Raw genomic sequence first — 25,154 nt, forward strand, 5'->3', positions numbered from 1 at the left:
GGGCACCGGAACGACCGATCCCCGGGGTGTCCTTCACCCGCCCGGAGCGGCGGCCTCCAGATCGGCGACACCGCCGGACATGATGGTCCGTACATGCTCGGTGATGTGGTCGGCGGGCCAGTCCCACCAGGCCACCGCCAGCAGCCGGGCGATCTCCTCGTCGGTGTAGCGGGTACGGATCAGCCGGGCGGGGTTGCCGCCGACGATGCCGTAGTCCGGTACGTCGCCCGTCACGACCGCGCCGGAGGCGATGACCGCGCCGTGGCCGATCCGTACACCGGGCATGACGGTCGTGCCGTGGCCGAACCAGACGTCGTTGCCGACGACCGTGTCCCCCCGGCCCGGCAGTCCGGTCAGCAGATCGAAGTGCGCGGCCCAGGAGCCGCCCATGGTGGGGAAGGGGAAGGTCGACGGGCCGTCCATCCGGTGATTGGCGCCGTTCATGATGAACCGCGTCCCCGTGGCCAGTGCGCAGAACTTCCCGATGACCAGCTTCTCCGGTCCGTAGTGGTAGAGCACATTACGGGTCTCGAACGCGGTCGGATCGTCCGGATCGTCGTAGTAGGAGTACTCGCCGACCTCGATCAGCGGCGACCTCACCAGTGGTTTGAGCAGGACCACCCGGGGCTGGTCCGGCATCGGATGGAGGACCGTGGGGTCCGCGGGCAGGTTCATGGGGATTCCTCGCCGGGTCGGGGTTCGGGGGCCGGGGTTCGTTCATGATCACCCGTCGGTGCCGCCGAGGCGTACCTCTTTTCCGCCGGGGCCGACGGACGGCGTCCACACGGCCGGTCCCGTATCTACGGGAGGTACGTACGTCCCGTACACCCGTGCCGACGGCGGTTCCGCCACGGCATCTCCCCATGGCCTCCCGATATCACCCGGTGTCCGGGGTCCGGTGTCCGGTGGTGCCCGCGGCGCCGGACCGCCGTGCCCCGATCGATGCCCGGGACATCGGGCCCGGCGCACCACGGGGCCGCGGCGACATCGCCCGCCACGGCCCCTCGATACGGCTCGGCCCCCGCCGCTCAGTGCGCGGCGACCACCGCCCAGACGACCGACCCGGGACCGTGGTCCCGGCGCCGCATGCCCCAGTCCTTCGACAGGCACTCCACCAGCTGGAGCCCCCGCCCCGACTCGTCGTCGGCCCCCGCCCTGCGCGGCCTGACGAAGGAGTGCGTACCGCCCCGGTCCTCCACCTCTATCCGTACCGCGCCCTGCTCCAGCCGTACCCGGCACCGGAACTGGATACCGGTGGTGTGCCGGATCGCGTTGGTCGCCAACTCGCTGACCAGCAGGGTGACCGAGTGCCGGACGTCGTCGTCGCAGTGGGTCCGGCTGTCCAGATACGTCTCGGTGAGGCGCCGGGCGATGGAGACGGAGCGCTGGTCCGCCGGCAGATCGAACAGACACGTACTGACGGTGCTGTCGTCCGGCTGGCGCCGGGGAGGGATGTCGGCGGCGATCGTCACGGGCAGTCCTATCGGTGGGGGCACGCCCGGTCCGCGCGACGACCAGGTGGAACGGGCGGGCGCCGGACGCCGTTGTCGCGGTGCCTTCGCGCGCACTCGCGAAGGAGGTCAGGGGACCGCTCGGAGCCGGGCCCCCGCCGTGGTCGAGGACGGAGGCGTCGCCGCGCCTCGTGCACGGCGGCCGGTCTGCCGCGTGAGCCGAGTCACTGCGCCAACTATGGACCGGGTCAGGAGAGTTGGCAAGAACACTCTGCACAGTGCACTGTCGTTGTGTGTGTCCTGTGCAGGCTCTTGGGGGCATGGCACACTGCAACGGAAGATCCCGGTTGTCGAAAGGGGCCGTGCCGTGAGTGAGCCGAGATCAGCGCCCACGGTGCTCCAGATGGTTCTCGGCAGACGGCTGCTGCAACTGCGGCAGGCGGCGGGCCTGTCGGCCCAGGACGTGGGCGGGCGACTGCGCCAGTCCCACACCACCATCACCCGGATGGAGCGGGCCGAGGTCACCCTGAAATGGCTGACGGTCAAGGCGCTGTTGGAGCTCTACGGCGTCCGGGACGCCGAGGCGGCCGAGTTCCTGGAGCTGACGGAACAGGCCAATGTCTCCGGCTGGTGGCAGGGCTATCGCGATGTGCTGCCCAACTGGTTCGGCGTCCATGTCAGTCTGGAGAGCGGCGCGACCCGGATCCGCTCCTACGAGCCCCATGTCGTACCCGGCCTCCTCCAGACCCCGGAGTACGCGCGCTGTGTGCTCGGCCTCGGACTGCCGCGCGCGGAACCCGAGGTGGTGGAGCGGCAGATCGCGCTGCGCCGGGAGCGGCAGAACCTGCTGACCCGGGCCGATCCGGAACCCCCGCATTTCTGGGCGGTCATTGATGAAACGGTTCTGCGCCGTCCCGTCGGACCGGCCGCGATCATGCGGGACCAGGTCGACCATCTGCTCGCGGTCGCCGATCTGCCCTCGGTGACCCTCCAGGTGGCGCCCTTCGGGGCCGGGCTGCACCCCGGGGGCTTCGGGCCGTTCTGCGTCTTCCGGTTCGAGATCCCGGAACTCCCGGACGTCGTCGGCATCGACAGCCTCAGCCGCGCGACGTACAGCGAGGACCCCGTCGAGGTCGCCCTGTACCGGGAGGCGCTCGACCAGATGAGCACATACGCACTGTCGAGAAAGGACACCCTGCGCCTCCTCGACGTCATTCGCAAGGAGCTGGACCCATGAGCCACGTCAGCCACGCCGACCTCACGCTGGGAGCCGCGGCCTGGACCAAGCCCTGGAGCGGCAGCAACGGCGGCAACTGCGTGGAGGTGAAGCAACTGGGCAACGGCCATGTCGCGGTGCGTCAGTCCCAGGACCCCGAAGGACCGGCCCTGATCTTCACGGCGCAGGACATCGCCGAGGTGGTACGGGGCGCGAAGACCGGTGAGGCGGACTTCCTGCTCTCCTGACCGGAGCACGCGCCTCCGGGAGGCCGAAGGACCCCGTCGGGCCGACGGCGTCAGCGCGCAACCCGGGGCCGCCCCGCCGGGCCCGCGGCTCCACCGCACGACCCCACCACGTGTGTACGGCTGACGAGTGCCGCGTCACCCGTGCCGCAACGACCACGTACACGCCCCTGTGTACGAGCACGCGCACACGCACCACGTACGGAACGACCAACGGAGGACCCTCATGACCGACCCCGGGGACGGCGCCGTCGTCATCGACACCGCCAAGGCCCACTCGGCCCGGATCTACGACTACATCCTCGGCGGGAAGGACCACTATCCGGTGGACGCCGAGGCCGCCCAGCAGGTGCTGAAGCTGCTGCCGGGCGGCAGGCGGGCCGCGCACGGCAACCGGGGCTTCATGCGCCGCGCCGCCCGGATGCTGGCCCGCCGGGGGATCCGGCAGTTCCTCGACATCGGTACGGGCATCCCCACCCGGCCCAACCTCCACCAGGTGGTCCAGCAGATCGTCCCGGACGCCCGGATCGCCTATGTGGACTACGACCCGGTCGTGCTGCGCCACGCGGAGGCGCTGCTGCGCGGCACGCCCGCCGGACGGACCGAGTACATCCAGGCCGATGTCCGGGAGCCGGAGAAGGTACTGGCCGGGGCGGCGGAGGTACTCGACTTCCGCGAACCGGTCGCCCTGTCGCTGATCGCCCTGCTCCACTTCGTCGGCGACGACTCGGATCCCCGGGGGATCCTGCGGACCCTGCTGGAGCCGCTGGCCCCCGGCAGCGCCCTGATGCTCTCCCACGGGACGGCGGACTTCGACCCGGAGGCCTTCGCGGGCGTCGAGCAGGTCTACCGGGCCAACGGGATGGTGCTCAGGACGCGGACCCGGGACGAGGTGGCCGCCCTGGTCGAGGGCCTCGATCTGCTCGACCCCGGCCTGGTGGCGCTGGAGGAGTGGGATCTCGAACCCGAGCAAGACACCGCCGCCGGTGCCGGTGCCGACACCGACGCCGAAACCGACACCACGGGGATCCCGGTCTACGTCTGTGTGGGCGTCAAGCGCTGACCCCCGCCACGCCGGCGGGCCCGCGCCTCAGCCGCCGAACAGCCACGCGTAGGCGGCCCGCGCGCTGAAGTCCTCCTGCCCGCCCGGGTACAGCAGGTCCGCCGCCGCGAACGCCGGGTCGTCCGCCGTCGCCGCCACGTACGGGATCGCGATGCACCGCATCCCGGCCGCCAGGGCGGCGGCGGCGCCGGGCGGCGCGTCCTCCAGGACGACGCAGTCGCCGGGTGCCGCCCCCAGTTGTCTCGCCGCCTCCAGGAAGACGTCCGGCGCGGGCTTGCCGAGCGGGACCTCCTCGGCGGAGACGGTCGTGGGGAAGTAGGGGTCGAGCCCGGTGCCCGTGAGCACCGCCTCGATCATGGCGGGCGACGAGCCCGACGCCACCGCCATCGGCACCCCGCGCGCGTGCAGCAGCTCCACGAACGTCCTCATCTGCGGGAAGACCGCCGTCGACGCCCGGGCCAGCTCCAGATAGTGCCGGTTCTTGCCCGCCAGCAGCTCGTCCACGGACGCGCCGATCCCGTACTCCTCGCGCAGCTCCGTGAGCGTCTCGCGGGTACCGATCCCGATGAAGTCGGTATGCCGTTCCCAGCCGAAGTCCGTGACGCCGTACTCCGCGAGCAGTCTGCGTCCCGCCTCGTAGTAGTTGGGCTCACTGTCCACCAGCGTGCCGTCGAGATCGAAGAGGACCGCGGGGGTACGTGCATGGCTCATGCACCCAGCATGCCAGGGCCCGCGGTCCCGGCCGCGGACGGCCCCTCCGTGCCATCGGCGGTGAGGGGTGTCGCGGCGGAATCCGACGCGGCGGCGACGGTCGCGGGGGCCCGGCCCCGGGGGCACGTACAGACACTTGGTCTAGACCGCTGCTACCGTCTGCCCCGGAATTCGACGTTCAGCGGATCAGCAGTGTGGGAGGAATCGCCGTGGGTGACAGCAGCACCGGACGGGCGTTCATCGGGTCGTTCACCTCGGCGGGCGGGCGGGGCGTCATCGCCGTGTCCGTCGACGCCGTGACCGGTGCGCTGACCGAGACCGGGGCCAGTGACGCCGTCGCCGACCCGTCCTATCTCGCGTTCGGCGAGCGGGACGGCGTACCGGTGCTGTACGCCGTCTCCGAGACGGCGGAGGGCGCCGTCGCCGCCTTCGACGTCCGGGGCGCCGTACCCCGGCCGCTCGGCGGCCGGGTGCCGGTCTGCGGTGCCGGACCCACCCATCTGGCCGTCGTGGCGGGTCATCTGCTCACCGCCAACTACGGATCCGGCAGCGTCAGTGTGCTCCCGATCGGGGACGACGGGGCTCCCGCCGCGGCGAGCGGCGTCCTCCAGCACGAGGGCTCGGGACCCGACCCGGACCGTCAGCGGGGCCCCCACGCGCACCAGATCGTGCCGGACCCCTCCGGCCGGTGGGTCCTCGGCGTCGACCTCGGTACCGACTCCGTCCTGGTCGGCGCGCTCGACCCGGCGGCGGGCGAACTCGTCCGGCACGGCGAGACCGCCCTGCGGCCCGGTACGGGCCCCCGTCATCTGGCCTTCCATCCGGCGGGCAGCCACGCCTACGTCCTCAACGAACTCGTCCCCACCCTCACCGTCTGCCGCTGGGACGCCGACACGGGCGTCCTCGAACCGGTCGGTGAGGTGCCCGTCCTGCCCGAGGACGCCGAAGGGCCCTCGTACCCCTCCGAAGTGGTCGTGGCGCCCACCGGGGACCGGCTGTGGGTCGCCAACCGCGGCCACGACAGCATCTCCGTCATCGCCCTCGGCCCGGACCGCGAACGGGCCGAACTGGTCACCACCGTGCCGTGCGGCGGCCACTGGCCGCGCGACCTCGTCATCGACCCGGCGGGACGGCGGCTCTACGCCGCCAACGAGCGCTCCGGGGACATCACCTGGTTCGACCTCGACCCGGAGACGGGAGAGCCGCGGCGGGCGGGCTCCCTGCCCGCCCCCGCGGCCTCGTGTGTCGTCTTCGCCCCCGCCCGGGTCTGACCCCGGGCCGCCGTCCGCCGTCAGGGGCGGTTCCCCGGAGCCCGTCGTACGGGGCGGTTCCACGGTACGTCGCGCGTTCTTCCACCCACGCCCGGCGCCCGTGCGCCCGCCCCGCCCGGCTCAGCGGACGGGCGCGCCCTGCGGCTGCGGCGTGATGCCGAGCGTGGTGGTGTACTGCGACAGCACCAGCTTGCCGATCGCCGGGTAGGCCCCCAGGACATCGGCGGCGGGCGCTCCCGACTCCTTCACGGCCGCGTCGAGCAGACCCTCGGGCAGCTCCGGGCCGATGAGGTACGGCGCCAGCGCGAGCTGCGTCGAACCGGAGCCCCGCAGCTGCTCGGCGATCGCGGCGACGGAGCCCTCCTGGTCGAGCGCGGCGGCCATCACGGGCACCGCGAGCCGCGCGGCCAGCAGCATGCCGGTGATCCCGGCGGCCCGGACCGCCTCGTCGCCGCCGACGGTCGCCAGGACGATGCCGTCGGCGGCCGTGGCGACCGTGAACAGCCGGGCCCGGTCGGCACGCGCCAGCCCCGCCTCGGACAGCCGCACGTGTACGGCCTCCGCGAGCAGCGGGTGCGGGCCGAGCACATCGGCCACCTCGACCTGCGCCGAACTCTCCGCGACGGCCCGGTGGATCCGGTCCATCAGCACCGCGTCCGGCCCGGCCAGCAGCGGGACCACGACGGCCACCGGCCCCTCGGGCTCCGCCACCTCGCGGCCCGCCGCGCGCGCGAACTCGTACCGCTCGGTGCGCAGCGCCGCGATCCGGGCGAGCACGCTCTCCAGGCTCGGACCCCCGGCGCCCTCGGCCGCGTCGACCGGGCCGGCCGGGATGTCCTCGCCGCCACCACCGTCACCGGCGCCGCCCGCCGCCTCGGGGGCGTAGTCGGCGACCGGCTCGGGCGGCCGGGGAGCGTCACCGTCGAGGTACCCGATGCCGACGTCGAGGCCGGGGAGTTCCGAACGGGCGATGCTTATGATCTCTTCGGCCAGACCCCTGACCAGGGGTGTGGGCGCGCCGGGAACGGCGAGTACCAGCGCGGGCGCACCCTCGGGAGCCGCCACGGGCTCGGGGCGGCGGTGGCGGCCGGACTGGCGGGGACGCGGCATTCGTACAGGCAGGCCGGGGGCGGGCCCGGTGGAGGAGCTCATGGCGCCGAATGCTACTGGTTTTACCCCCGAGGCTGTTCGGGGAGGGGGCATCACACGTCATCTGTCCGTATTTATCCGATGAGTTTGGCGTGTGTTGTCTGTCCTGCCTGCTTCCTGCCTGCTCTGTCACCGGAATGGCTCGCGTCAAGGGCGGTGACGGGGGCGCGGGGTGGTGGGAATCCCCGCGCCGACCGCCCCGGCGCGCCGTCACCCGCCCGGTGGCGGACCTTCACCCACCGATGGCTCAGGGGCGCCGTCACAGGTGAGATGAAGCATTGTCGGGTCCGGCGGCAGCCGCAGGGACTCCGTCGCCAGCGCCGCCGCGATCAGCAGGGACCCCGACAGCGGATCCCCCGCGGGCCGGACCACTTCGGCATGCGGGAGCCGGTCCCTCAACTCCGAGCGGAGCGGTACGAGAAGGGGGTCGCCGATCCCGAACAGGCCGCCGGTCAGCGCGATCAGCGTGCTCTCCCCGCCGCGCCCGCCGGCCCTGTTGTCCCCGCCTTTCCCGCCGTTCCCCTCCCCGTTGCTCCCGGGGCAGGCCGCCTCCGCCGCGTCGGCGATCAGACGGGCCGCGTCGCGGAGGATGCCGACCGCCACGGCGTCCCCCTCCGTCGCACAGCGCGCGACCTCCGGCGCGAAGGACGCCAGCACGGCCGGGCGGTCCGGCCGGGGATACAGCCGGCCCGGCAGGCCCGGTGCCGGACCGAACACCGACTCGGCGGCGGCCAGCAACGCGGGCGAGCCACCGCGCCGGCCGTCATGGGCGCGCAGCGCCGCCTCAAGGCCCGCACGGCCGAGCCACGCCCCGCCGCCGCAGTCGCCCAGCAGATGGCCCCAGCCGTCCGCCCGCCGCCACACCGTCAGATCCGTACCGGTCGCGATCATTCCGGTGCCCGCGGCGACCACCGTTCCGGCCCGCTGGCCCAGCGCGCCCGCGTAGGCGGTCACCGCGTCCGCCGCGAGCGCCAGCCGCCGTACGCCCAGGCTGTCCGCCAGCGCTCGGGGCAGCTCCGCCCGCAACCGTCCGCCCAGGGTCCCCATCCCGGCCGCGCCGACGGCCAGCGCCGCCACCGGGCCCTCGCCGTCGGGGCCGAGGCGGCTCCGAGCCTCGCGGACCATGGGCAGCAACTGGTCCAGCAGATGGCCGGCGTCGATGCCGCCGTCCCCGGTGCGTACCGGGGTACGGGACACCACCACCTCCGCCGGTCCCGTCCCGTCCGCCGTGGTCCTGGTGAGAGCCACCCGGAGCCCCGAGCCGCCGGAGTCCACCCCGACGACCCGGTGCCCGGCCCCCGAGGTCACGGCAGCCGCCACTCGACCGGCCGCGCCCCCTGCTCCGTCAGCAGCTCATTGACCCGGCTGAACGGGCGGGAGCCGAAGAATCCCCGGTCCGCCGACATCGGCGACGGGTGCGCTGACTCGATCGCCGGAAGAGGCCCGAGCAGCGGGCGCAGATTGCGCGCGTCCCGGCCCCACAGAACGGACACCAGCGGCTTGCCCCGGTCCACCAGGGCGCGGATCGCCTGCTCGGTGACCTCCTCCCAGCCCTTGCCCCGGTGTGCCGCCGGTTTGCGCGGGGCGGTGGTCAGCGACCTGTTGAGCAGCAGGACCCCCTGGTCCGCCCACGGGGTGAGGTCCCCGTTGGACGGCCGGGGATGCCCGAGGTCCTTGTGCATCTCCCAGAAGATGTTGTCGAGACTCTTCGGTACGGGCTGCACATCGGGTGCAACGGAGAAGCTGAGCCCCACCGCGTGTCCGGGGGTGGGATAGGGGTCCTGACCCACGATCAGGACGCGTACGTCGTCGAAGGGCTGCTGGAAGGCCCGCAGCACATGCGCTCCCGCCGGGAGATACGTCCGCCCCTGGGCGATCTCCGTCCGCAGGAAGTCCCCCATCTCGGCGATTCGCCCCGCCACGGGTTCCAGGGCCTTGGCCCACCCCGGTTCGACAATTTCGTTCAAAGGCCGTCGTGCAGTCACGGTTCGTCACTCTACTGGTCGCATCACGGCTGTCCCCATGTCTTGTATGTCTTGTGCCGATCTCACCGGGTCCCCGCGACAGCCGTCCCGCCGGACCCGGAGACCGCTCCCCGGTCAGTCCACGACCACCGCCCTCGGCCACGCGACCAGCGGTACACCGGACATGCCCCGATCCCCCCGACGCCGTCGTCATGGATACGGACCAGTCTGCACCCACCCACTGACAGCGGCCCGCGGAACCGTGTCGCCGCCGCAGGTCGACGTGGGTGGGCGCGATCCCGGGGATACGAGGGACACGAGACCGGCGCCGGACGCCCCTCGCCACCGGCCGTCCGCCACCACCGGGCCGGTGAGCCGGTCAGCCTCCCGTGCCGCCGTCCGCACTCCCGTCCGCCGCCGCCAGCAGGCCGTCCCAGTCGGGGATCTTCACCGACCCCCGCCCCAGCGACGCGCCGAGCGCCGACTCCGCCGCCTCGATCGCCAGCCAGCCCGGCCAGACGACCGGCCGGTGTCCCGCCGCCCGCAGCACGGCCTCCGGATCGTCCGCGACCCGTCGCTCCGCCAGCCGGGGCGCGTCCTCCAGCAGCGACTCCACGGTCTCCTTGGCGCAGGGACGGTTCGTCCCGATCACCCCGGACGGGCCGCGTTTGATCCACCCCGCCACATACTCACCGGGCGACGGGATCCCGTCCCGCAGTACCCGCCCGGCGGCGTGCGGAACCGTTCCGCCGCGGGCGTCGAACGGCAGCCCCGGCAGCGGCTCGCCCCGGTAGCCCACCGCCCGCAGCACCAGCTGCGCCGGGATGTCCTCGTACCGGCCCGTGCCCCGGACCCCGCCGTCACCGTCCGGGGCGGTCCGCTCGAACCGTACGGCCCCCACCCGGCCGTCCCTGGCCAGCAGCTCGACCGGGCGCAGAAAGAACCGCAGCCTGATCCGCCGCTCCCGGCCCCCTTCCGCCCCCGGCCGCGCGGTGTTCTCCGTCCAGCCCCGCAGCACCTCCAGATTGCGCCGGTGGACGGCGGGCAGCGCGGCGGCGGTGCCGGGGGAGCCGTACGCGGGATCCAGCGCCAGCTCCGCCGGATCGACGGTCGCGTCCGCCGAGGGCAGCGCCCCCAGCTCCCGCAGCTCCTTGGTGGTGAACCTGGCCTGGGAGGGCCCGCGCCTGCCCACCACATGGACCTCGCGCACCCGGCTGTGGGCGAGCGCCCCCAGGGCCGTCTCCGGTACGTCGGTGGGGCGCAGCTCGTCCGCGGCGCGCGCCAGGATCCGCGCCACGTCGACGGCCACATTGCCCACCCCGATGACCACGGCGTCCCGGGCCGTGAGCGCGCCGTCGGCGAAGTCGCCGGCCGGGGTGTCGGGGTGGGCGCTGTACCAGGAGACGAAGTCGGTCGCCGAATGGCTGCCCGGCAGGTCCTCGCCCGGGATGCCGAGCCGCCGGTCCGTGGCCGCGCCCACGCAGTACACGACCGCGTGGTACAGCTCCAGCAGCCGCTCGGGACCGAGCCCCGGAGTCCCGGCTTCCAGATGGCCGAGGAAGGAGATCCGCTCGTCCTCCAGTACGGCCCTGAGGTTGTTCTGCAGGGACTTGATCTTCTCGTGGTCGGGGGCGACCCCGTAGCGCACCAGTCCGTAGGGGCAGGGCAGCCGGTCCAGGACCTGGACCCGTACTCCCGGAACCCTGTTCTGCTGGATCAGGGCCTGCGCGGTGTAGACCCCGCTGGGGCCCGATCCGACGACGGCGATACGAAGCACGGAAGCGCTCCTTCCCGCAGGGGCTTCCAGCATCGCACCGCGGGCCTCCCCGGGGGAGGCTTACGGCACGGGCGCGCCGCGGGCGCGGCGCGCGCCGCCGGGTCACATCTTCCGCATCCGCGCGATCTCCGCCGACTGCTGCGAGATGACGTCGTTGGCCATCTCCTGGATCAGGATGTTCTGCCCTTCCCCGAGCGCGTCCGCCGCCATGGTCACCGCACCGTCGTGGTGAGTGATCATCAGCTTCAGGAACAGCTGGTCGAACGCGGTGCCCTTCGCCGCCCGCAACTGCGCCAGCTGGGCGTCGGTGGCCATGCCCGGCATTCCGGCGGCGGAACCGTGCCCACCGTGTCCGTCGCCGTGTCCGTCACCGTGCCCGCCGTCCTTCGGCTTCTTGTCGGCGAACCGCTTCAACCAGCTCTCCATCGCCGCGATCTCGGGCTTCTGTGCCGCGGATATCCGCTCGGACAACCGCTTGACCTGCGTGGACGAGGCACGGTCCGCGACCAGGGCGGTCATCGTCAGCGCTTGGGCGTGGTGGTCGATCATCATCTCCGCATAGGTGAAGTCGGCCGAGTTCGGAGTGTCGTCGGGCAGGGCCTTCAGGGCCTGTTCGGGTGTCAGGGTCTTCGCGGGTTCGCCCGGTTTGCCGGGGGCCACCACCGAGCCGGTCGCGGTGACCGACGGAGTCGCGGTCTTCCCGGACTCCGCCCGCTGTTCGTGGTGCCCCGAAGCCCCGTGTCCGCCCGAATCGCCCCCGTCACAGGCCGTGAGGGCGAGCACACCGGCCAGGGCGGCCAGGGCCACTGCGGCGGATCTGCGGAAACCCGCTGCCGGGCGGTGTCTGAACACGAGGACCTCCTGGGGCACTTGGGGACTACGGGGGACGTACCGAACAGTTCCCCGAGTCAATGATCGAAAACTTTCATGACGGGTGTGTTGCCATCTATTGAAATGCGCATGCTAGGCACAATACTTCCGTGGTGTGTGAACCGTTCGAAACGAACGGAGACGAGGGAGGACGCAGTGACCCTGTTCCACACCACCCGAGTGCGACGCAGACGTCTGGGCGTGGCGGCTGCCGCGGCCGGACTGATGGCCGCGCTGCTGACGGCGGCACCCGCCGCCGCCACACCGGACCCCGGGGACGCCCCGGTCAAGAAGGAGGTCTCCAACAGCCAGGAGGCCGAAGCCCGTGCCGCGATCGCGAGCGGCGAGATACCCGGCGTGGACGAGATCGTCCGCAGCGCCAACGTCGAGCATCTGGCGAACATCCCGAAGGACACCCTCCGGGGTACCAACTCGGACCTCGCCTTCCAGGGCAAGTACGCCTTCGCGGGCAACTACGACGGCTTCACGGTCTACGACATCTCCAACCCGCGGTCCCCGAAGACCGTCTCGCAGGTGTTGTGTCCCGGAAGCCAGAACGACATCTCCGTCGAGGGCGACCTGCTCTTCCTGTCCACCGACTCGTCCCGCAGCGACAACTCGTGCAACAGCACGTCGCAGTCCGGGACGATCAAGGACTCCTGGGAGGGCATGAAGATCTTCGACATCAGCGACAAGCGCAACCCGAAGTACGTCGCCGCTGTCGAGACCGCCTGCGGCTCCCACACCCACACCCTGGTTCCGGAGCGCCGCGACATCTACGTGTACGTCTCCTCGTACTCGCCGCACACATCGCTCCCGGACTGCCAGCCGCCGCACGACGGCATCTCCATCATCAAGGTGCCCCGTAAGGCGCCCGAGAAGGCGAAGGTCATCGGCTTCCCGGTGCTCTTCCCGGGCAGCGGGCCCGACGGCGGCGGCAACCCCGGTGGTCCGACCAACCCGGGCGTCTCCAAGACGACCGGTTGCCACGACATCACCGTCCTGCCGTCGAAGGACCTGGCGGCCGGCGCCTGCATGGGCGACGGCATCCTCTTCTCCATCAAGGATCCGGAACGGCCGAAGGTCATCGACCGGGTCCAGGACAACGTGAACTTCGCGTTCTGGCACTCGGCGACCTTCAACCAGGACACCGACAAGGTCGTCTTCACCGACGAGCTGGGCGGCGGCGGCTCGGCCACCTGCAACGCCGAGATCGGTCCCGACCGGGGTGCCAACGGCATCTACGACCTGGTCGGCAAGGGCGACAAGCGCAAGCTGGTCTTCCGCAGCTACTACAAGATCCCGCGGCACCAGGCCAGCACCGAGAACTGCGTGGCCCACAACGGGTCCGTCATCCCGGTGAAGGGCCGCGACATCATGGTCCAGTCCTGGTACCAGGGCGGGGTGTCCTTCTGGGACTTCACCGACTCGTCGAAGCCCAAGGAGATCGGCTACTTCGAGCGCGGTCCGATCTCCGCCGACACCCTCGTCGGCGGCGGTACCTGGTCGGCGTACTACTACAACGGTTACGTCTACTCCAACGACATGGCCAAGGGCCTGGACGTCCTGAAGATCAACGACAGGCGTACGGACCCGGCGAAGAAGGTGCGGCTGCACGAGCTGAACGTCCAGACGCAGCCGGACTACTTCGACCGTGACGACGATGACCACGATGACGACGACTGAACCCTGACGGACGACCTCCGGGGACCGTGACCACCGGCCGTACACCACGGCACGGCACGGCACGGCCCCGGGCGGTCGCTCGTGCGTCAGGGGGTGTTCCGCCGGGGCGGTCGCGCACCCGGCGGGACACCGAGCTCCCAGTCCAGCCCGTACCGCTGGAACAGCTCGGACCGCAGCAGATCGGGCGCCATCGGCGCGCCCGGCAGCACGATCGCGAAGACCGCGCCCATCAACTGGGCCCGCAGCAGCGGATAGTCGGCGGCCACCGCCGTCGACCCGTACCGCTCGACCGCGACACTCAGCAGCGCCGCCAGCCGCTGCTGCTCGGGACACTGGACGAACCCCTCGGCCTGGAGCACCCCGGACATATGCGCCCGCATCAAGACGGGCCGGTGCACCGCGAGACCGATGACGGCGTCGATCGCCCGCGCCAGCAACTCCCTCCCGTCGTCCGTCGGGGGCTCCCGGTGGAGTGCCTCGTCGAGTGTGCGATGCATCAGCCGGTGTACGGCCGACTGCAGGAGCTGGCGCTTCCCCGGGAAGTAGTACGAGACCAGGCCGCGTGCCGCGCCCGCCCGGTCCGCGATGTCGGCGAGCGTCGTCGTCTCGTAACCCCGCTCGCCGACCAGGTCGACCGTGGCCTGGAGAAGCCGTTCGCGCGAACGTCTGCGCAGCTCTTCATTGACCGATGCGCTCCGGGGGCTCATCCTGGACTCCTGCGTTGACTGGCTCTCGGCCAATATACTCAGCGCAGCCCGTCGTCCGGCCGTGCGGCCGGGCCGGTGGGAGCGGGGGCCGGACCGGGCGACGCGGGGGATCGCCCGGCCCGGCCGTCGCGTTCGCGTCGCACCCGGGCCTGCCCCGCGCGGATCAGTCCCGGTCCGTCGCGCCCCCGTTGGACGGCACGGTGGTACGAGACGGGAAGCGCCGCTCGACCCAGGGGTAGGCCGCCGTGGCGAGCAGCGCCCAGCCGACGCCCATCAGCCAGCCGCCGAGTACATCACTCGGCCAGTGCACCCCGAGATACAGCCGGGTCAGACCGACCCCGACGACGGAGACGGCGACCAGGATCACGGAGACCGCCCACGCCCGGCCGCGGACCCCGTACCGGCGCAGCAGCCACAGCACGACGACGAGGACCACGGCCGCCGTCATCGCGTGTCCCGACGGGAAGGACGAGTAGTGGGCCGAGTCGACGGGGTCGGGCCACTTCGGCCGGTCCCGGTCCACGGCCGCCTTCACCGACTGCTGGAGCACGCTGCCCAGGCCGACGGTGGCCGCGACCCACAGCGCGAGGGGCCACGCGCGGCGCAGACAGAGCCCGATGACGATGGCGGCGGTCAGCGCCCGCATCGTCCAGGGATCCCAGACCCAGTCGGTCAGGATGCGGTTGGCGTGGACGAGACCGGGCTCGGTGACGGCCCGCCGGTGCAGTGATTCGGCCACCGACCGGTCGAAGGACATCAGCGGCGACCAGGCGGCGGCGACCGGCCACAGCACCACGACCGAGAGCGCGAGCAGCACCAGACCCGCACGGGCGGTACCGCCGACCCGTGGTCGGTCGGGCGGCCGGGAGGCTGTCGAAGGGCCGCGGCCGGGGGGAGCGGTTCCGGGGGAAGGCATGGGGACGATCTTCCCCGCCGGGCGCGGCCGAGGCCATTCCGGCGTACGGTTCTCGTCACACCCGGGGCCGGAACTTTTCGGTACGCGGCCGTTCGCCCCGCCCCGGAACCGGCCCGCGACCGGTGGCCCGCGCCCGGTGGCATACGGTCCCGAACGGGACGCGGGCGGGCCGCCGGGGCGAAGGGCGTCAGCTCAGGGCGCGCAGGGCGGGGACGAAGGCCACCAGGACGGGGACGACCGGGACCAGCGCGGCGGCGGCCGTCAGCCGCAGCCGGCGGACCGGGGCCAGCCGGGGCGCGGCGGCCAGCAGCCGGTTCACCCGCTGGGGGAGATGGTCGTGCTGCGGCGGACAGGGCCCGAACACCCCGCGCTCCTCGTTCAGTTCGACCAGCGCCAGGGCGATCGTCAGCCGGCCGAACCGCTTGGACGCCATATCGTCGGCGGACAGCTCCACCAGCCGGTGCATCTCGTCGCGGAACGCCGCGAACACCGGCACCTGCGGGAACCCGCCCGCGAGCGCCCCCGAGACATGCAGCAGCCAGTCGTGCCGGGCCCGGGCGTGCCCCTGCTCATGCGCCAGTACGGCATCGAGCTGGCGCCCTTTCAGCCTGCGCAACGCGGCCGTGGTGATGACCAGTTGGGGCGCCGCCCCGGGCAGCCACCAGGCGCCGGGCCGCTCGCCCTCCAGCACCACCAGCCGTTCGCCCTCGGTCTCCTCGCCCGGCAGCAGCGGGGAGCGGACCTGCAGCTCCCGGCGGCGCCGCCGCCGCTGTGCGCGGGCGGCCCGGATCTCCCGGGTCAGCATCGCGGCCGACCAGAGCCCGCCGCAGGCCAGCAGGGTCGCGAGGGCGGCTGCCCAAGGACCGCCGACACCCAGGGCGTACGCCTCGATCACGGCCTGCGGCGCGGGCGCGAAGACATGCCCCCGGACGAGTTGCCAGGCCGCGGCCGCGCTGAACGTCATCGACAGCGTGAACGACAGCAGCACCGCGGCGACCACGCACTGCCATACCCACAGCGCCACGATCGGTTCCCGCTCCGACCAGTCGGCCCGCGCCACCAGACGGGGCGCCACGACGGCGGCCAGCGCGCCGAGCGACAGCAGCACGAGGGAGACCAGCATGGGTTCAGCCTATGAGGGCCCGGCGCCGGAGAGGTGATCCCGGACGGCAAAGTGACGTACACCACGGATTCTTCCGGCCCGGGACCTCGGCGAGACGTCCCGGGACCGCCCCGCGTCACCCGGCGGGCAGCATCGCCAGCATGCCCAGCGCCATGACCAGCCGACAGACGGGTATCAGATCCGGCACCGCCCCGCCCGGCGGCCCCGGCCCAGGGGCGCCGGCGGGAACGAGACGGGCGCCCGAGCGGAGCACGTACACCGCGTAGTACGCCAACAGGGCACCGGTCAGCAGGGATACGGCGGCCGGGTCCGCATGCGCCGGATGCCCGGCCTCCGGTGCCCGCGCCATCGATACCGCCATGAAGGCCATCGCCAGCGATCCGACGACATGATGCGGCCCGTGCCCGCCGCGCCGCCGTGCGGTGTCGGCGAGCGCGAGCAGCGCCGAGCCGCCGAAGACCACGGCACCGGCCGCCCATAACCGGCGCGGTGGGGCCGCGGCGGCCACGGGCAGCGCCATCGCCGCCATCCCGAACCCCATCAGCGCCTCCCCGGTCAGGATCCGCCGCGCCCCGCCGGCGCAGCCGCGCGTCCGCGCCAGACAGTAGGCGCCGGTCGCCCCGCACAGGACGACGAGCAGCCAGCCGGGCACCGCGGGTCCGTGCACGGGCACCTCCTCCTATCCACCGCCGACGACCGGCGGCCCGCGAGCGATTCAAGGGTCACCGGAAGAATGCCCGGCCGCCGCACACCCCACCCGGGCGCACAGGTGTGCGAACGGAGCGCGCCCGCCCCTCGTCGCGCCCCGTCGGTCCGGCCCACCCGCGCCCGTGTGCCGCCGGGCCGCGCCGCGTACGCTGACCGGCACCCTCGCGGCCCGTAGCGGCCGCGGCCGTCGAGACGGGAGAGACCGTTCCATGAGCACCGCACCGCCCCGCACCCCCGGTGATCTCACCTTCCGCGACGCCCGGCCGTCCGACGCCCCCGACCTGGTCGCGCTGATCCAGGCCGCCTACCGCGGTGGCGGGGGCGAGCGGGGCTGGACCACCGAGGCCCATATCCTCGGCGGGCAGCGCATCGACGAGGACGGCGTCCGGGACGTGATGGCGGGCGACGACAGCCGGCTGGTCGCCGTGACCGGCGCGGCCGACGACGGCATCGTCGCCTGCTTCCAGCTCGAACGGCGCGGCGACGTCGCCTACTTCGGACTCTTCGCGGTCCGCCCCGGGCTCCAGGGCGGCGGACTGGGCCGCCGGGTCATCGCCGAGGCGGAACTGCTGGCGCACCGGGACTGGGGCGCTGGCACGATGGAGATGACGGTGATCTCCCTGCGCGAGGACCTGATCTCCTGGTACGAGCGCCGGGGCTACCGCCGTACGGGAGAGCTGTCGCCCTTCCCGTACGGCAACGAACGGTTCGGGGTGCCGCGCCGTACCGATCTCGTCTTCGAGCGGCTGGTCAAGCCCCTGGGGTGAGCCCGGTCGGCCGCCGGGGGTTCGACGGCACGCGAGCTTTCGGGGGCACGCGAGCCCCGGCGGGATCCGAAGGGGAGGCCCTACGCCGTGAACCGGCCGGTGCGCCGGATCTCGGGGAAATCGGTGGTGACGCCGTCCAGTTCGAGGGCGCGGGCCAGCCGGAGCTGCTCCTGGGTGTTCACCACCCACCCCAGGACCCGCAGGCCCTCGCCGTGCGCCCGCTCCGTGGTCTCCAGGGTCAGCCGGCGGATGTTGAGGGCGAGCCAGTGCGCGCCCACCGCCTTCGCCCGGTCCACGATGTCGCCGCCCCAGCGGCTCGCGATCAGTACGGTCCGCACCCCCGGCACCAGCGCGGAGATCTCGGCCACCGCGTCGTCGTGGAACGAGGAGACGGTGACGCGCCGGACCAGGTCGCGGCGGAGCAGTACCCCGGCGAGGGTCCGGGCCGCGGCCACGTCCTTGATCTCGGCCTGGAGCGGGCTCCGTACCGCGTCGACGACCTCGTCGAAGACCGGCACCCGCTCGCCCTCGCCCGCGTCCAGCTCCCTCAGCTCGGCGAGGGTCTTGTCGGCGACGGCCCCGCTGCCGTCGGTCGTCCGGTCCACGTCCGCGTCGTGCATGACCACGAGCGCGCCGTCCTTGCTCAGATGCAGATCCAGCTCGATGGCGTCCATGCCGGACCGTTCCGCCCGGATGAAGGAGCGCAGGGTGTTCTCCGGCGCCACGCCCATGACCCCGCGATGACCGATGGTGAGGAACGTCAAGATTCTCTCGCTTCCGTCGACGGCGGATCCCGCGCGGCTGCCCGAGGACGCCGCCCGGCAGGGCGCAGCCTAATCCTCCGTACCCGGGAGAGGACCGTCCGTGCACGGACGAGTGCGGCGGACCGCTCCTGTGGGTGATCAAGCCGATGGAAGTCACCACAGTCGGGGTTGCCGACCGTAAACCTTCCTGCGTTCATGAAGGTGGGCAGGATAATTTCCATAGGGCTCACTTGTCTCGAAGAACAACCCCTGGATACGGTGTCTTGACGCGAGGTTCTCCCGTGGAGGAAGTGACATGACGGAAATTCTTGTGCAGGACGCTGCAGTGACAGCGATATCCACCGCCGACCGGGTGGTCGACCACCCGGCCTGGAAGCGGCTCAAGAGTGCCGTCGAGGCGATCCGCCCCTGGCAGTCCGAGGACGGCTCGATCGACTTCGACGCCGAGGGCGCCCCCGCCCGCGCCGAGGCCGAGGCCGCCGTCGAGCGGGTCGCCGAGGCCGTCGGCGAGCTGTCGCCGCTGCTCCCGCACGGCGCCGACTACCATCGCGCGCTCGTCGCCGACCTGCGCAAATGGGCCGACGACGCCTTCGCGGTGCCGGACTTCCTCGACTCCCTGCTGGCCTTCCACCCGGCCGCGAACCGCGCCGACGGGCTCCAGCACCTCGTCGTCTTCCCCATGTACACGCAGAACGGCAACCCGGACCGCAATCTGGAGGCCGTCGTCCTGCGCATGGTGTGGCCCGAGTGGCTGGCGGAGCTGGAGCGCACCCGCTACGACAACCCCCTCTTCTGCGGCATCACCTTCGAGGACTTCACCGCCGGGTACGACACCAACTCCGCCGTCCTCTTCCCCGAGACCATCGCCGTCCGCGAGGCCCCCGAGCGCTTCACCTGGGGCGGTATCTTCTGCGACCGCGAGGCCGCCCGCTTCCGCGCCGTGACCACCGAGGCCGTCGCCGTCCTGGGCCTCGATCTGCCCGACGACATCCGGGCCATGGTCGACGACCAGCAGCGCTGCCAGGAGGCATTCGTCCTGTGGGACATGGTCCACGACCGCACCCACAGCCACGGCGACCTGCCGTTCGACCCCTTCATGATCAAGCAGCGCCAGCCGTTCTGGATGTACGGCCTGGAGGAGCTGCGGTGCGATCTGACCGCCTTCAAGGAGGCCGTACGCCTGGAGGCCGACGGCTTCCCGCAGGGCCGCGATGTGCAGTACGCCGTACTCTTCGACCGGATGTTCCGCTTCCCGGTCACCGGTGAGCGGGTCCGCAACTACGACGGACTCGGCGGCCAGCTCCTCTTCGCCTACCTCCACCAGCACGACGTCCTGCGCTGGACCGACAACACCCTCAAGATCGACTGGGAGCGGGCGCCGCAGGTCACCAACCAGCTCTGCGCCGAGATCGAGAAGCTCTACCGCGACGGTATCGACCGCCCGAAGCTGGTCCACTGGTTCGCCGCGTACGAGCTGGTCTCCACCTATCTCGCCCCGCACCCCGGCTCCCGCTGGGCCAAGGGCCCGGACGCGCTCGACCTGTCCCAGCCGCCGCGCAAGCTCGTGGACGACGTGCTTCCGGACGAGTTTCCGCTCAGCATGTTCTATGAGGCGCTGTCCAAGAAGCTCAAGAAGGTGATCACCACCACCCGTGGGATCACCGCGAACGGCCCGTCGGCCGACGGCACCGCTTCCGGAGCAGCCGCGTGACCCATCACATCGAGGAGGCGACCGAGATGAAGAACTCCAACGGCCCGCTGGAGGGCGCGGTCGTCGCGGTCGCCGGCGCGGCGGGCCCCGCCGGGCGCGCCGCCCTGCTGCGGCTGGCCGAGGCCGGGGCGACCGTCGTCGCCGCCGACGCCGACCCCGAGCGGCTCGCCTCCGCCGTCGACGCCGCCCGGTACGCCCACGGCGGCGCCACCGTCACCGGTGACACCGTCGACCTGCTCGACCTCGGCGCCACCCGGGAATGGGCGGACAAGACCGAGAAGGAGTTCGGCCGCGTCGACGGCCTGGTCCACCTCGTCGGCGGCTGGCGCGGCAGCGCTTCCTTCGCCGAGACCAACCTCTCCGACTGGGACCTCCTGGAGCGGCTGCTGATCCGTACCGTCCAGAACACGTCCCTCGCCTTCCACGACGGTCTCCTCCGCAGTGACCGCGGCCGCTATCTGCTGATCAGCGCCGCCGGGGCGAGCGCCCCCACCGCGGGCAACGCCGCCTACGCGGCCTCCAAGGCCGCCGCCGAGGCGTGGACCCTCGCGCTCGCCGACGCCTTCCGCAAGGCCGGGGGCGACGAAGGCCCCCGGTCTGCGGCTGCGATCCTGGTGGTCAAGGCTCTGGTGCACGACGCCATGCGCGCCGAGCGCCCGAACGCGAAGTTCGCGGGCTTCACGGACGTCACGGAACTGGCCGACGCCATCACCGAGGTCTGGGACCGGTCCGCCAGTGATGTGAATGGACAGCGCCTGTGGCTGACGCCCCGCCCGTGAAGACCTCCCCGACGGCCGCCCGGCGCCATCACGACCCCGACGTACGCGGCTTCGCCAGCGACAACTACGCCGGGATCCACCCCGAGGTCCTGGCCGCCATCGCCCTCGCCAACGGCGGCCACCAGGTCGCCTACGGCGAGGACGAGTACACCGACCACCTCCAGCGGATCATGCACAGCCACTTCGGCCCCACCGCCGAGGCCTTCCCCGTCTTCAACGGCACCGGCGCCAATGTCACGGCACTCCAGGCCATGACCGACCGCTGGGGCGCCGTGATCTGCGCCGAGACCGCCCATATCAATGTCGACGAGGGCGGCGCGCCCGAGCGCATGGGCGGACTGAAGCTGCTCACCGTCCAGACCCCGGACGGCAAGCTCACCCCGGAGCTGATCGACCGGCAGGCCTGGGGCTGGGACGACGAGCACCGCGCCATGCCGCAGGTCGTGTCGATCACCCAGAACACCGAACTGGGCACCCTCTACACGCCCGGCGAGATCCGCGCCATCGTCGACCACGCCCACGAGCGGGGCATGAAGGTCCATCTCGACGGCGCCCGGATAGCCAACGCGGCGGCATCCCTGGACGTCCCCATGCGGGCCTTCACCAACGCCGCCGGCGTCGATGTCATCTCCTTCGGCGGCACCAAGAACGGCATGATGTTCGGTGAGGCCGTCGTCGTCCTCAACCCCGACGCCGTCAGCCATATGAAGCATCTGCGCAAGCTGTCCATGCAGCTCGCCTCCAAGATGCGCTTCGTCTCCGTCCAGTTGGAGGCCCTGCTCGCGGGCGATCTGTGGCTGCGCAACGCCCGGCACGCCAACACGATGGCCCGGCGGCTCGCCGACGGCGTCCGCCAGGTCGACGGCGTGGAGATCCTCCACCCGGTCCAGGCCAACGCGGTCTTCGCCCGGCTCCCGCACGAGGTCGGTACCCGGCTCCAGCGCCGCTTCCGCTTCTACTTCTGGGACGAGGCGGCGGGCGACGTCCGCTGGATGTGCTCCTGGGACACCACCGAGGAGGACGTCGACTCCTTCGTCCAGGCACTGAAGGAGGAGCTGGCGCGCTGAGGCGCGAACCTGGGCGCTGAGGCGCGAACCCGCCCCCGCATAGATATACGGCCGACCGGAAACCCATTGACTCCGGTCGGCCGCCCTCCCTATCGTCGTCCGCATGGAACTCATCCAGCAGACGGACGACGCCTCCGCCTATCTGGCCGCCGACGAGGCCGTCGACCACGGCCATCCCACGGTCCGCGACACCGCCGCCCGACTGCGGAGCGACGCCCCGGACGCGTACGCGTACGCCCGCGCCGCCTTCGAGTTCGTCCGGGACACCATCACGCACTCCATCGACGCCGACGACCCCCGCGTGACCTGGCGCGCCTCCGACGTACTGGAGCAGCGCACCGGCATCTGCTACGCCAAGGCCCACGCCCTGGCCGCCCTGCTGCGCGCCGAGGGGATACCGGCCGCGCTCTGCTACCAGAACCTCGGTGTGGTGCACGGCCTGGTCGCCCTGCGGCTGCCGGGGCGCGACCGGTGGTCCCGGATCGATCCGCGCGGCAACAAGCCGGGCGTCGACGCCCGGTTCTCCCTCGACGAGGAGCGACTGGCCTTCCCGGTCGATCCGGAGTCCAACGAGATGGACTATCCAGTGCTGTATGCTGCACCGCACCCGGCGGTTCTCGCCGCCCTCAGGGCGGCATCCGACCGGGAACACCTCTGCAGGACGCTCCCCACCGCATTGTGACGAGGAACCGCATGGCGCTCACGCTCACCGTCTCCGACGAGGTCTCCGCCCTCGCGCCCCACTTCGCCCATCTCGCGATCGAGGCGCGCGGACTGGTCAACGGCCCGAGTGACGACCACAGCTCCGCCCTGCTCGACGACGCGGCCCGCCGCCTCACCGAGCGCCTCGGCGGCCGGGCGCCCCACGAGGACCCGCATATGGCCGCCTGGCGCGAGGTGTACACCGCCTTCGGCGCCAAGCCCTCCCGGACCCGCAACTCGGCGGAGGCGCTCGCCAGGCGCGCCCTCGCGGACGGCGGACTGCCGCGGATCAATCTCCTCGTCGACGTCTACAACGCGATCAGCGTCGCGCATCTGATCCCGGTCGGCGGCGAGGACCTCAACCGCGTCAGCAGGGCGATGCGCCTGGTGCGCGCGGTGGGCGACGAACCGTTCACCACCGTCGCCGCGGGCGTCGAGGCGATCGAGCACCCGGAGCCGGGCGAGGTCGTCTGGTGCGACGCCGAAGGCGTCACCTGCCGCCGCTGGAACTGGCGCCAGGGACCGCGCACCCGGCTCACGGAGGAGTCGGTCGACGCCGTCTTCCTGCTGGAGTCGCTGAGCCCCATGACCGCCGCCGAACTGGAGGCCGCCGGGACCGAACTCGCCGAGTCCCTGGAGAAGGTCAGCCCCGGCGCCCGGATCACCGTTCTCGAACCGGGCAGGTAGGCGCCGGTAACCGTCGGTCCGCGCCGGTAGCCGCCGGCCGGGGTCGGGAAGACGGAGTGCCCGGGTCCCGCGATCACATCGCGGGACCCGGGCACACCGGAACGTACCTGTCGGCGCCTGCCGACATCCTTCGGCGGCGCGTCAGCGCGCCTCGCGAAGCTCGGCCGGGGACGGCGCCGTACCCCCGAGATGCGCCGGCACCCACCAGGTGTCCGACGCGTCCTTCGGCCGTACGGGATAGGCGCGCTGAGCCGCCTCCAGCAGTTCCTGGACGCGCTCCCGAACCCGCCGGGTGATGGCGCCCGCGTACTGGTCGGCCGGGGCTTCCATCGGCTCGCCCACCCGGATGGTGATCGGGATGTGGCTGCGCTTGAGATTGCGCGGCCGGCCCTTCGTCCACAGCCGCTGGGTACCCCACAGGGCCATCGGGATCAGCGGGACACCGGCTTCCTGCGCCAGCCGCGCGGCACCCGACTTGAACGACTTCAGGGTGAACGACTGGGAGATGGTGGCCTCGGGGAAAACCCCGATGATCTCGCCCGAACGCAGTGCGTCGAGGGCGTGCTGATACGCCGCCTCGCCCTTCTGCCGGTCGACCGGGATGTGCTTCATACCCCGCATCAGAGGGCCGCCGACCCGGTGGCGGAATACCGACTCCTTGGCCATGAAGCGCACCAGCCGCTTCTGCGGAAGGGCCGCCAGACCCGAGAAGATGAAGTCCAGATACCCGATGTGATTGCTGACCAGGACGGCGCCACCGGTCTTCGGGATGTGATGTGCCCCCTGGGTGTCGATCTTCAGGTCGAGCGCCTTGAACATGGTGACGGCGGCGCCGACGATCGGCCGGTAGACGAGCTCAGCCATCCGGAGAGGACCCTTCTGTCGTGCCCGGGGAGGGTTCTCCCGGTGGAAGTTACGCATCCGTAGGTTTTCGGTGCTGGGCAGATCGTGCCCCATACGCGGCGGTCTGACCAGTCCCGGCGTGTCCGGAGCGCGAGATTCTCGTCACGCCCCGCTGCCCTGCCCATTGACTCACACGGCTCCGCCGTGGAAAGCGGGGGGTCCGCACGGCCCGGCCGTGGGGATCGCACGGCGTTGGGAAGGTCACAGTTCCAAGCGCTTGCTCAGGGGTAGGGTGAGGTACGTACTGGTGAGTAATGTCTGCTTCGGAGCGCCGGTCGCCAGGGACCGGGAACCCCGGCCGTGGGCGCATATGCTGCCTGCCGGAACAGATCCCCCGGCTGGCCGGGGACACCACGGAATTGGCCACTGCAAGTAGGAGAGCCGTCGTGAGCTTGAGGATCGTTGTCTGTGTGAAGTATGTGCCCGATGCGAGTGGTGATCGGGGGTTCGCGGATGATCTGACGGTGGATCGTGAGGGTGTGGACGGTCTGTTGTCGGAGCTGGACGAGTACGCGGTGGAGCAGGCGCTGCGGATTTCGGAGGCTGCTGATGGGGATGCGTCGGTGACGGTGCTGACGGTGGGTCCCGAGGATGCGCGGGAGGCGGTGCGCAAGGCGCTGTCGATGGGTGCGGACGCGGGGATCCATGTCGAGGACGACGGTGTTCACGGCTCGGATGTGATGGGGACGTCGTTGGTGGTGGCGTCGGCGGTGGAGAAGGCCGGGTTCGATCTCGTGGTGTGTGGGATGGCGTCGACGGACGGGGTGATGGGGGTGCTTCCGGCGCTGCTGGCGGAGCGTTTGGGGGTGGCGCAGGTGTCGCTGTTGTCGGAGGTGTCGGTCTCGGGTGGTGTGGTGTCGGGGCGGCGTGATGGGGATGTGGCGTCGGAGGTGGTGGAGGCTTCGTTGCCGGCGGTG

26 protein-coding genes are annotated in these 25,154 nt (G+C 71.9%); 12 read left to right on the plus strand and 14 right to left on the minus strand.

The window, feature by feature from the left end:
• Window positions 1–33: 33 nt before the first annotated feature.
• Both ACFXG1_RS28995 and ACFXG1_RS29000 read right to left on the minus strand, forming a co-directional pair.
• Complete coding sequence (locus tag ACFXG1_RS28995) at window positions 34–675, minus strand: CatB-related O-acetyltransferase (protein WP_384717957.1); 642 nt, start codon at window positions 673–675, stop codon at window positions 34–36.
• 353 nt (window positions 676–1,028) lie between these two features.
• Entirely contained in the window at window positions 1,029–1,472 is a 444-nt protein-coding gene (locus tag ACFXG1_RS29000) for an ATP-binding protein (RefSeq protein WP_384717955.1), read from the minus strand.
• Between the two features lie 346 nt (window positions 1,473–1,818).
• On the opposite strand from ACFXG1_RS29000, the gene ACFXG1_RS29005 reads away from it, so the two are divergent.
• The 3 genes from ACFXG1_RS29005 to ACFXG1_RS29015 all read left to right on the plus strand — a co-directional run bounded on the left by ACFXG1_RS29005 (window position 1,819) and on the right by ACFXG1_RS29015 (window position 3,975).
• Window positions 1,819–2,688, plus strand: a complete 870-nt coding sequence (locus tag ACFXG1_RS29005; protein ID WP_384717953.1) for a helix-turn-helix domain-containing protein — start codon at window positions 1,819–1,821, stop codon at window positions 2,686–2,688.
• Window positions 2,685–2,915: a DUF397 domain-containing protein gene (locus ACFXG1_RS29010; RefSeq protein WP_384717951.1), complete on the plus strand. Its 231-nt coding sequence runs from the start codon at window positions 2,685–2,687 to the stop codon at window positions 2,913–2,915. The genes ACFXG1_RS29005 and ACFXG1_RS29010 overlap by 4 nt, the downstream gene beginning before the upstream one ends.
• A gap of 223 nt (window positions 2,916–3,138) precedes the next feature.
• On the plus strand, window positions 3,139–3,975 hold the full coding sequence (locus tag ACFXG1_RS29015) for an SAM-dependent methyltransferase (protein ID WP_384717949.1): 837 nt from the start codon (window positions 3,139–3,141) through the stop codon (window positions 3,973–3,975).
• Window positions 3,976–4,002: 27 nt separating this feature from the next.
• Here the strand turns inward: ACFXG1_RS29015 and ACFXG1_RS29020 are convergent, their stop codons facing one another.
• Complete coding sequence (locus tag ACFXG1_RS29020; protein WP_384717947.1) at window positions 4,003–4,686, minus strand: HAD family hydrolase; 684 nt, start codon at window positions 4,684–4,686, stop codon at window positions 4,003–4,005.
• Window positions 4,687–4,895: 209 nt separating this feature from the next.
• Between ACFXG1_RS29020 and ACFXG1_RS29025 the strand changes: the two genes are divergently transcribed.
• Window positions 4,896–5,957, plus strand: a complete 1,062-nt coding sequence (locus ACFXG1_RS29025) for a lactonase family protein (protein WP_384745222.1) — start codon at window positions 4,896–4,898, stop codon at window positions 5,955–5,957.
• Between the two features lie 120 nt (window positions 5,958–6,077).
• Here the strand turns inward: ACFXG1_RS29025 and ACFXG1_RS29030 are convergent, their stop codons facing one another.
• From ACFXG1_RS29030 to ACFXG1_RS29050, 5 genes are all read right to left on the minus strand, one after another.
• Entirely contained in the window at window positions 6,078–7,109 is a 1,032-nt protein-coding gene (locus ACFXG1_RS29030) for a sirohydrochlorin chelatase (RefSeq protein WP_384745224.1), read from the minus strand.
• 207 nt (window positions 7,110–7,316) lie between these two features.
• Window positions 7,317–8,426 carry an N-acetylglucosamine kinase gene (locus ACFXG1_RS29035; protein WP_384745226.1) on the minus strand — a complete coding sequence of 370 codons (1,110 nt, stop codon included), beginning with the start codon at window positions 8,424–8,426 and terminating at the stop codon, window positions 7,317–7,319.
• On the minus strand, window positions 8,411–9,073 hold the full coding sequence (locus ACFXG1_RS29040) for a uracil-DNA glycosylase (RefSeq protein ID WP_384723463.1): 663 nt from the start codon (window positions 9,071–9,073) through the stop codon (window positions 8,411–8,413). The genes ACFXG1_RS29035 and ACFXG1_RS29040 overlap by 16 nt, the downstream gene beginning before the upstream one ends.
• A 376-nt stretch (window positions 9,074–9,449) precedes the next feature.
• Complete coding sequence (locus ACFXG1_RS29045; protein ID WP_384745228.1) at window positions 9,450–10,847, minus strand: FAD-dependent oxidoreductase; 1,398 nt, start codon at window positions 10,845–10,847, stop codon at window positions 9,450–9,452.
• Between the two features lie 102 nt (window positions 10,848–10,949).
• Window positions 10,950–11,699 (minus strand): DUF305 domain-containing protein, encoded by a 750-nt coding sequence (locus ACFXG1_RS29050; protein ID WP_384722803.1) that lies wholly within the window; start codon window positions 11,697–11,699, stop codon window positions 10,950–10,952.
• Window positions 11,700–11,942: 243 nt separating this feature from the next.
• Here ACFXG1_RS29050 and ACFXG1_RS29055 point away from each other — a divergent pair, with 243 nt between their 5' ends.
• Window positions 11,943–13,403 (plus strand): LVIVD repeat-containing protein, encoded by a 1,461-nt coding sequence (locus ACFXG1_RS29055; RefSeq protein ID WP_384745247.1) that lies wholly within the window; start codon window positions 11,943–11,945, stop codon window positions 13,401–13,403.
• Between the two features lie 86 nt (window positions 13,404–13,489).
• Here ACFXG1_RS29055 and ACFXG1_RS29060 read toward each other — a convergent pair whose 3' ends face one another.
• From ACFXG1_RS29060 to ACFXG1_RS29075, 4 genes are all read right to left on the minus strand, one after another.
• Window positions 13,490–14,110 carry a TetR/AcrR family transcriptional regulator gene (locus ACFXG1_RS29060; RefSeq protein WP_384745230.1) on the minus strand — a complete coding sequence of 207 codons (621 nt, stop codon included), beginning with the start codon at window positions 14,108–14,110 and terminating at the stop codon, window positions 13,490–13,492.
• A 163-nt stretch (window positions 14,111–14,273) separates the two neighbouring features.
• Window positions 14,274–15,026, minus strand: a complete 753-nt coding sequence (locus ACFXG1_RS29065; protein WP_384745232.1) for a phosphatase PAP2 family protein — start codon at window positions 15,024–15,026, stop codon at window positions 14,274–14,276.
• Between the two features lie 187 nt (window positions 15,027–15,213).
• Window positions 15,214–16,149 (minus strand): M56 family metallopeptidase, encoded by a 936-nt coding sequence (locus ACFXG1_RS29070; RefSeq protein WP_384745234.1) that lies wholly within the window; start codon window positions 16,147–16,149, stop codon window positions 15,214–15,216.
• Window positions 16,150–16,264: 115 nt separating this feature from the next.
• Window positions 16,265–16,816, minus strand: a complete 552-nt coding sequence (locus ACFXG1_RS29075) for a DUF5134 domain-containing protein (RefSeq protein WP_384745236.1) — start codon at window positions 16,814–16,816, stop codon at window positions 16,265–16,267.
• Between the two features lie 250 nt (window positions 16,817–17,066).
• Here ACFXG1_RS29075 and ACFXG1_RS29080 point away from each other — a divergent pair, with 250 nt between their 5' ends.
• Window positions 17,067–17,624 (plus strand): GNAT family N-acetyltransferase, encoded by a 558-nt coding sequence (locus ACFXG1_RS29080; RefSeq protein ID WP_384721298.1) that lies wholly within the window; start codon window positions 17,067–17,069, stop codon window positions 17,622–17,624.
• Between the two features lie 80 nt (window positions 17,625–17,704).
• On the opposite strand, the gene ACFXG1_RS29085 is transcribed toward ACFXG1_RS29080, so the two are convergent.
• Window positions 17,705–18,355 carry a glycerophosphodiester phosphodiesterase gene (locus ACFXG1_RS29085; RefSeq protein WP_384721307.1) on the minus strand — a complete coding sequence of 217 codons (651 nt, stop codon included), beginning with the start codon at window positions 18,353–18,355 and terminating at the stop codon, window positions 17,705–17,707.
• 328 nt (window positions 18,356–18,683) lie between these two features.
• On the opposite strand from ACFXG1_RS29085, the gene ACFXG1_RS29090 reads away from it, so the two are divergent.
• The 5 genes from ACFXG1_RS29090 (at window position 18,684) to ACFXG1_RS29110 (ending at window position 23,334) form a co-directional block, all read left to right on the plus strand.
• Window positions 18,684–20,099 carry a DUF6421 family protein gene (locus ACFXG1_RS29090; RefSeq protein ID WP_384745238.1) on the plus strand — a complete coding sequence of 472 codons (1,416 nt, stop codon included), beginning with the start codon at window positions 18,684–18,686 and terminating at the stop codon, window positions 20,097–20,099.
• 26 nt (window positions 20,100–20,125) lie between these two features.
• The gene (locus ACFXG1_RS29095; protein ID WP_384719246.1) at window positions 20,126–20,878 is read left to right on the plus strand and encodes an SDR family NAD(P)-dependent oxidoreductase; all 753 of its coding nucleotides are present in this window, start codon (window positions 20,126–20,128) and stop codon (window positions 20,876–20,878) included.
• A complete protein-coding gene (locus tag ACFXG1_RS29100; RefSeq protein WP_384719240.1) occupies window positions 20,857–21,945 on the plus strand; it encodes a threonine aldolase family protein in 1,089 nt (362 codons plus the stop codon). Before ACFXG1_RS29095 ends, ACFXG1_RS29100 begins: the two co-directional genes overlap by 22 nt.
• A 103-nt stretch (window positions 21,946–22,048) precedes the next feature.
• On the plus strand, window positions 22,049–22,627 hold the full coding sequence (locus ACFXG1_RS29105) for a transglutaminase domain-containing protein (RefSeq protein ID WP_384745240.1): 579 nt from the start codon (window positions 22,049–22,051) through the stop codon (window positions 22,625–22,627).
• 11 nt (window positions 22,628–22,638) lie between these two features.
• On the plus strand, window positions 22,639–23,334 hold the full coding sequence (locus tag ACFXG1_RS29110) for a B3/4 domain-containing protein (RefSeq protein WP_384719236.1): 696 nt from the start codon (window positions 22,639–22,641) through the stop codon (window positions 23,332–23,334).
• Window positions 23,335–23,475: 141 nt separating this feature from the next.
• Here the strand turns inward: ACFXG1_RS29110 and ACFXG1_RS29115 are convergent, their stop codons facing one another.
• Entirely contained in the window at window positions 23,476–24,198 is a 723-nt protein-coding gene (locus ACFXG1_RS29115; protein ID WP_384745242.1) for a lysophospholipid acyltransferase family protein, read from the minus strand.
• A gap of 425 nt (window positions 24,199–24,623) precedes the next feature.
• Between ACFXG1_RS29115 and ACFXG1_RS29120 the strand changes: the two genes are divergently transcribed.
• Window positions 24,624–25,154, plus strand: a 531-nt coding sequence (locus ACFXG1_RS29120) for an electron transfer flavoprotein subunit beta/FixA family protein (protein WP_384745245.1), incomplete at its 3' end; no start/stop codon positions are given.

This window comes from Streptomyces sp. NPDC059248, from assembly GCF_042753905.1.
GTDB lineage: Bacteria > Actinomycetota > Actinomycetes > Streptomycetales > Streptomycetaceae > Streptomyces.

Coding starts and splice junctions, on each gene's coding strand:
- ACFXG1_RS29090 (WP_384745238.1), top strand. CDS start 18,684: ATGACGGAAATTCTTGTGCAGGACGCTGCAGTGACAGCGATATCCACC.
- ACFXG1_RS29015 (WP_384717949.1), top strand. CDS start 3,139: ATGACCGACCCCGGGGACGGCGCCGTCGTCATCGACACCGCCAAGGCC.
- ACFXG1_RS29055 (WP_384745247.1), top strand. CDS start 11,943: ATGGCCGCGCTGCTGACGGCGGCACCCGCCGCCGCCACACCGGACCCC.
- ACFXG1_RS28995 (WP_384717957.1), bottom strand. CDS start 675: ATGAACCTGCCCGCGGACCCCACGGTCCTCCATCCGATGCCGGACCAG.
- ACFXG1_RS29030 (WP_384745224.1), bottom strand. CDS start 7,109: ATGAGCTCCTCCACCGGGCCCGCCCCCGGCCTGCCTGTACGAATGCCG.
- ACFXG1_RS29020 (WP_384717947.1), bottom strand. CDS start 4,686: ATGAGCCATGCACGTACCCCCGCGGTCCTCTTCGATCTCGACGGCACG.
- ACFXG1_RS29115 (WP_384745242.1), bottom strand. CDS start 24,198: ATGGCTGAGCTCGTCTACCGGCCGATCGTCGGCGCCGCCGTCACCATG.
- ACFXG1_RS29085 (WP_384721307.1), bottom strand. CDS start 18,355: ATGGGCGTGGCGCCGGAGAACACCCTGCGCTCCTTCATCCGGGCGGAA.
- ACFXG1_RS29070 (WP_384745234.1), bottom strand. CDS start 16,149: ATGCTGGTCTCCCTCGTGCTGCTGTCGCTCGGCGCGCTGGCCGCCGTC.
- ACFXG1_RS29105 (WP_384745240.1), top strand. CDS start 22,049: ATGGAACTCATCCAGCAGACGGACGACGCCTCCGCCTATCTGGCCGCC.
- ACFXG1_RS29110 (WP_384719236.1), top strand. CDS start 22,639: ATGGCGCTCACGCTCACCGTCTCCGACGAGGTCTCCGCCCTCGCGCCC.
- ACFXG1_RS29065 (WP_384745232.1), bottom strand. CDS start 15,026: ATGCCTTCCCCCGGAACCGCTCCCCCCGGCCGCGGCCCTTCGACAGCC.
- ACFXG1_RS29010 (WP_384717951.1), top strand. CDS start 2,685: ATGAGCCACGTCAGCCACGCCGACCTCACGCTGGGAGCCGCGGCCTGG.
- ACFXG1_RS29060 (WP_384745230.1), bottom strand. CDS start 14,110: ATGAGCCCCCGGAGCGCATCGGTCAATGAAGAGCTGCGCAGACGTTCG.
- ACFXG1_RS29095 (WP_384719246.1), top strand. CDS start 20,126: ATGAAGAACTCCAACGGCCCGCTGGAGGGCGCGGTCGTCGCGGTCGCC.
- ACFXG1_RS29080 (WP_384721298.1), top strand. CDS start 17,067: ATGAGCACCGCACCGCCCCGCACCCCCGGTGATCTCACCTTCCGCGAC.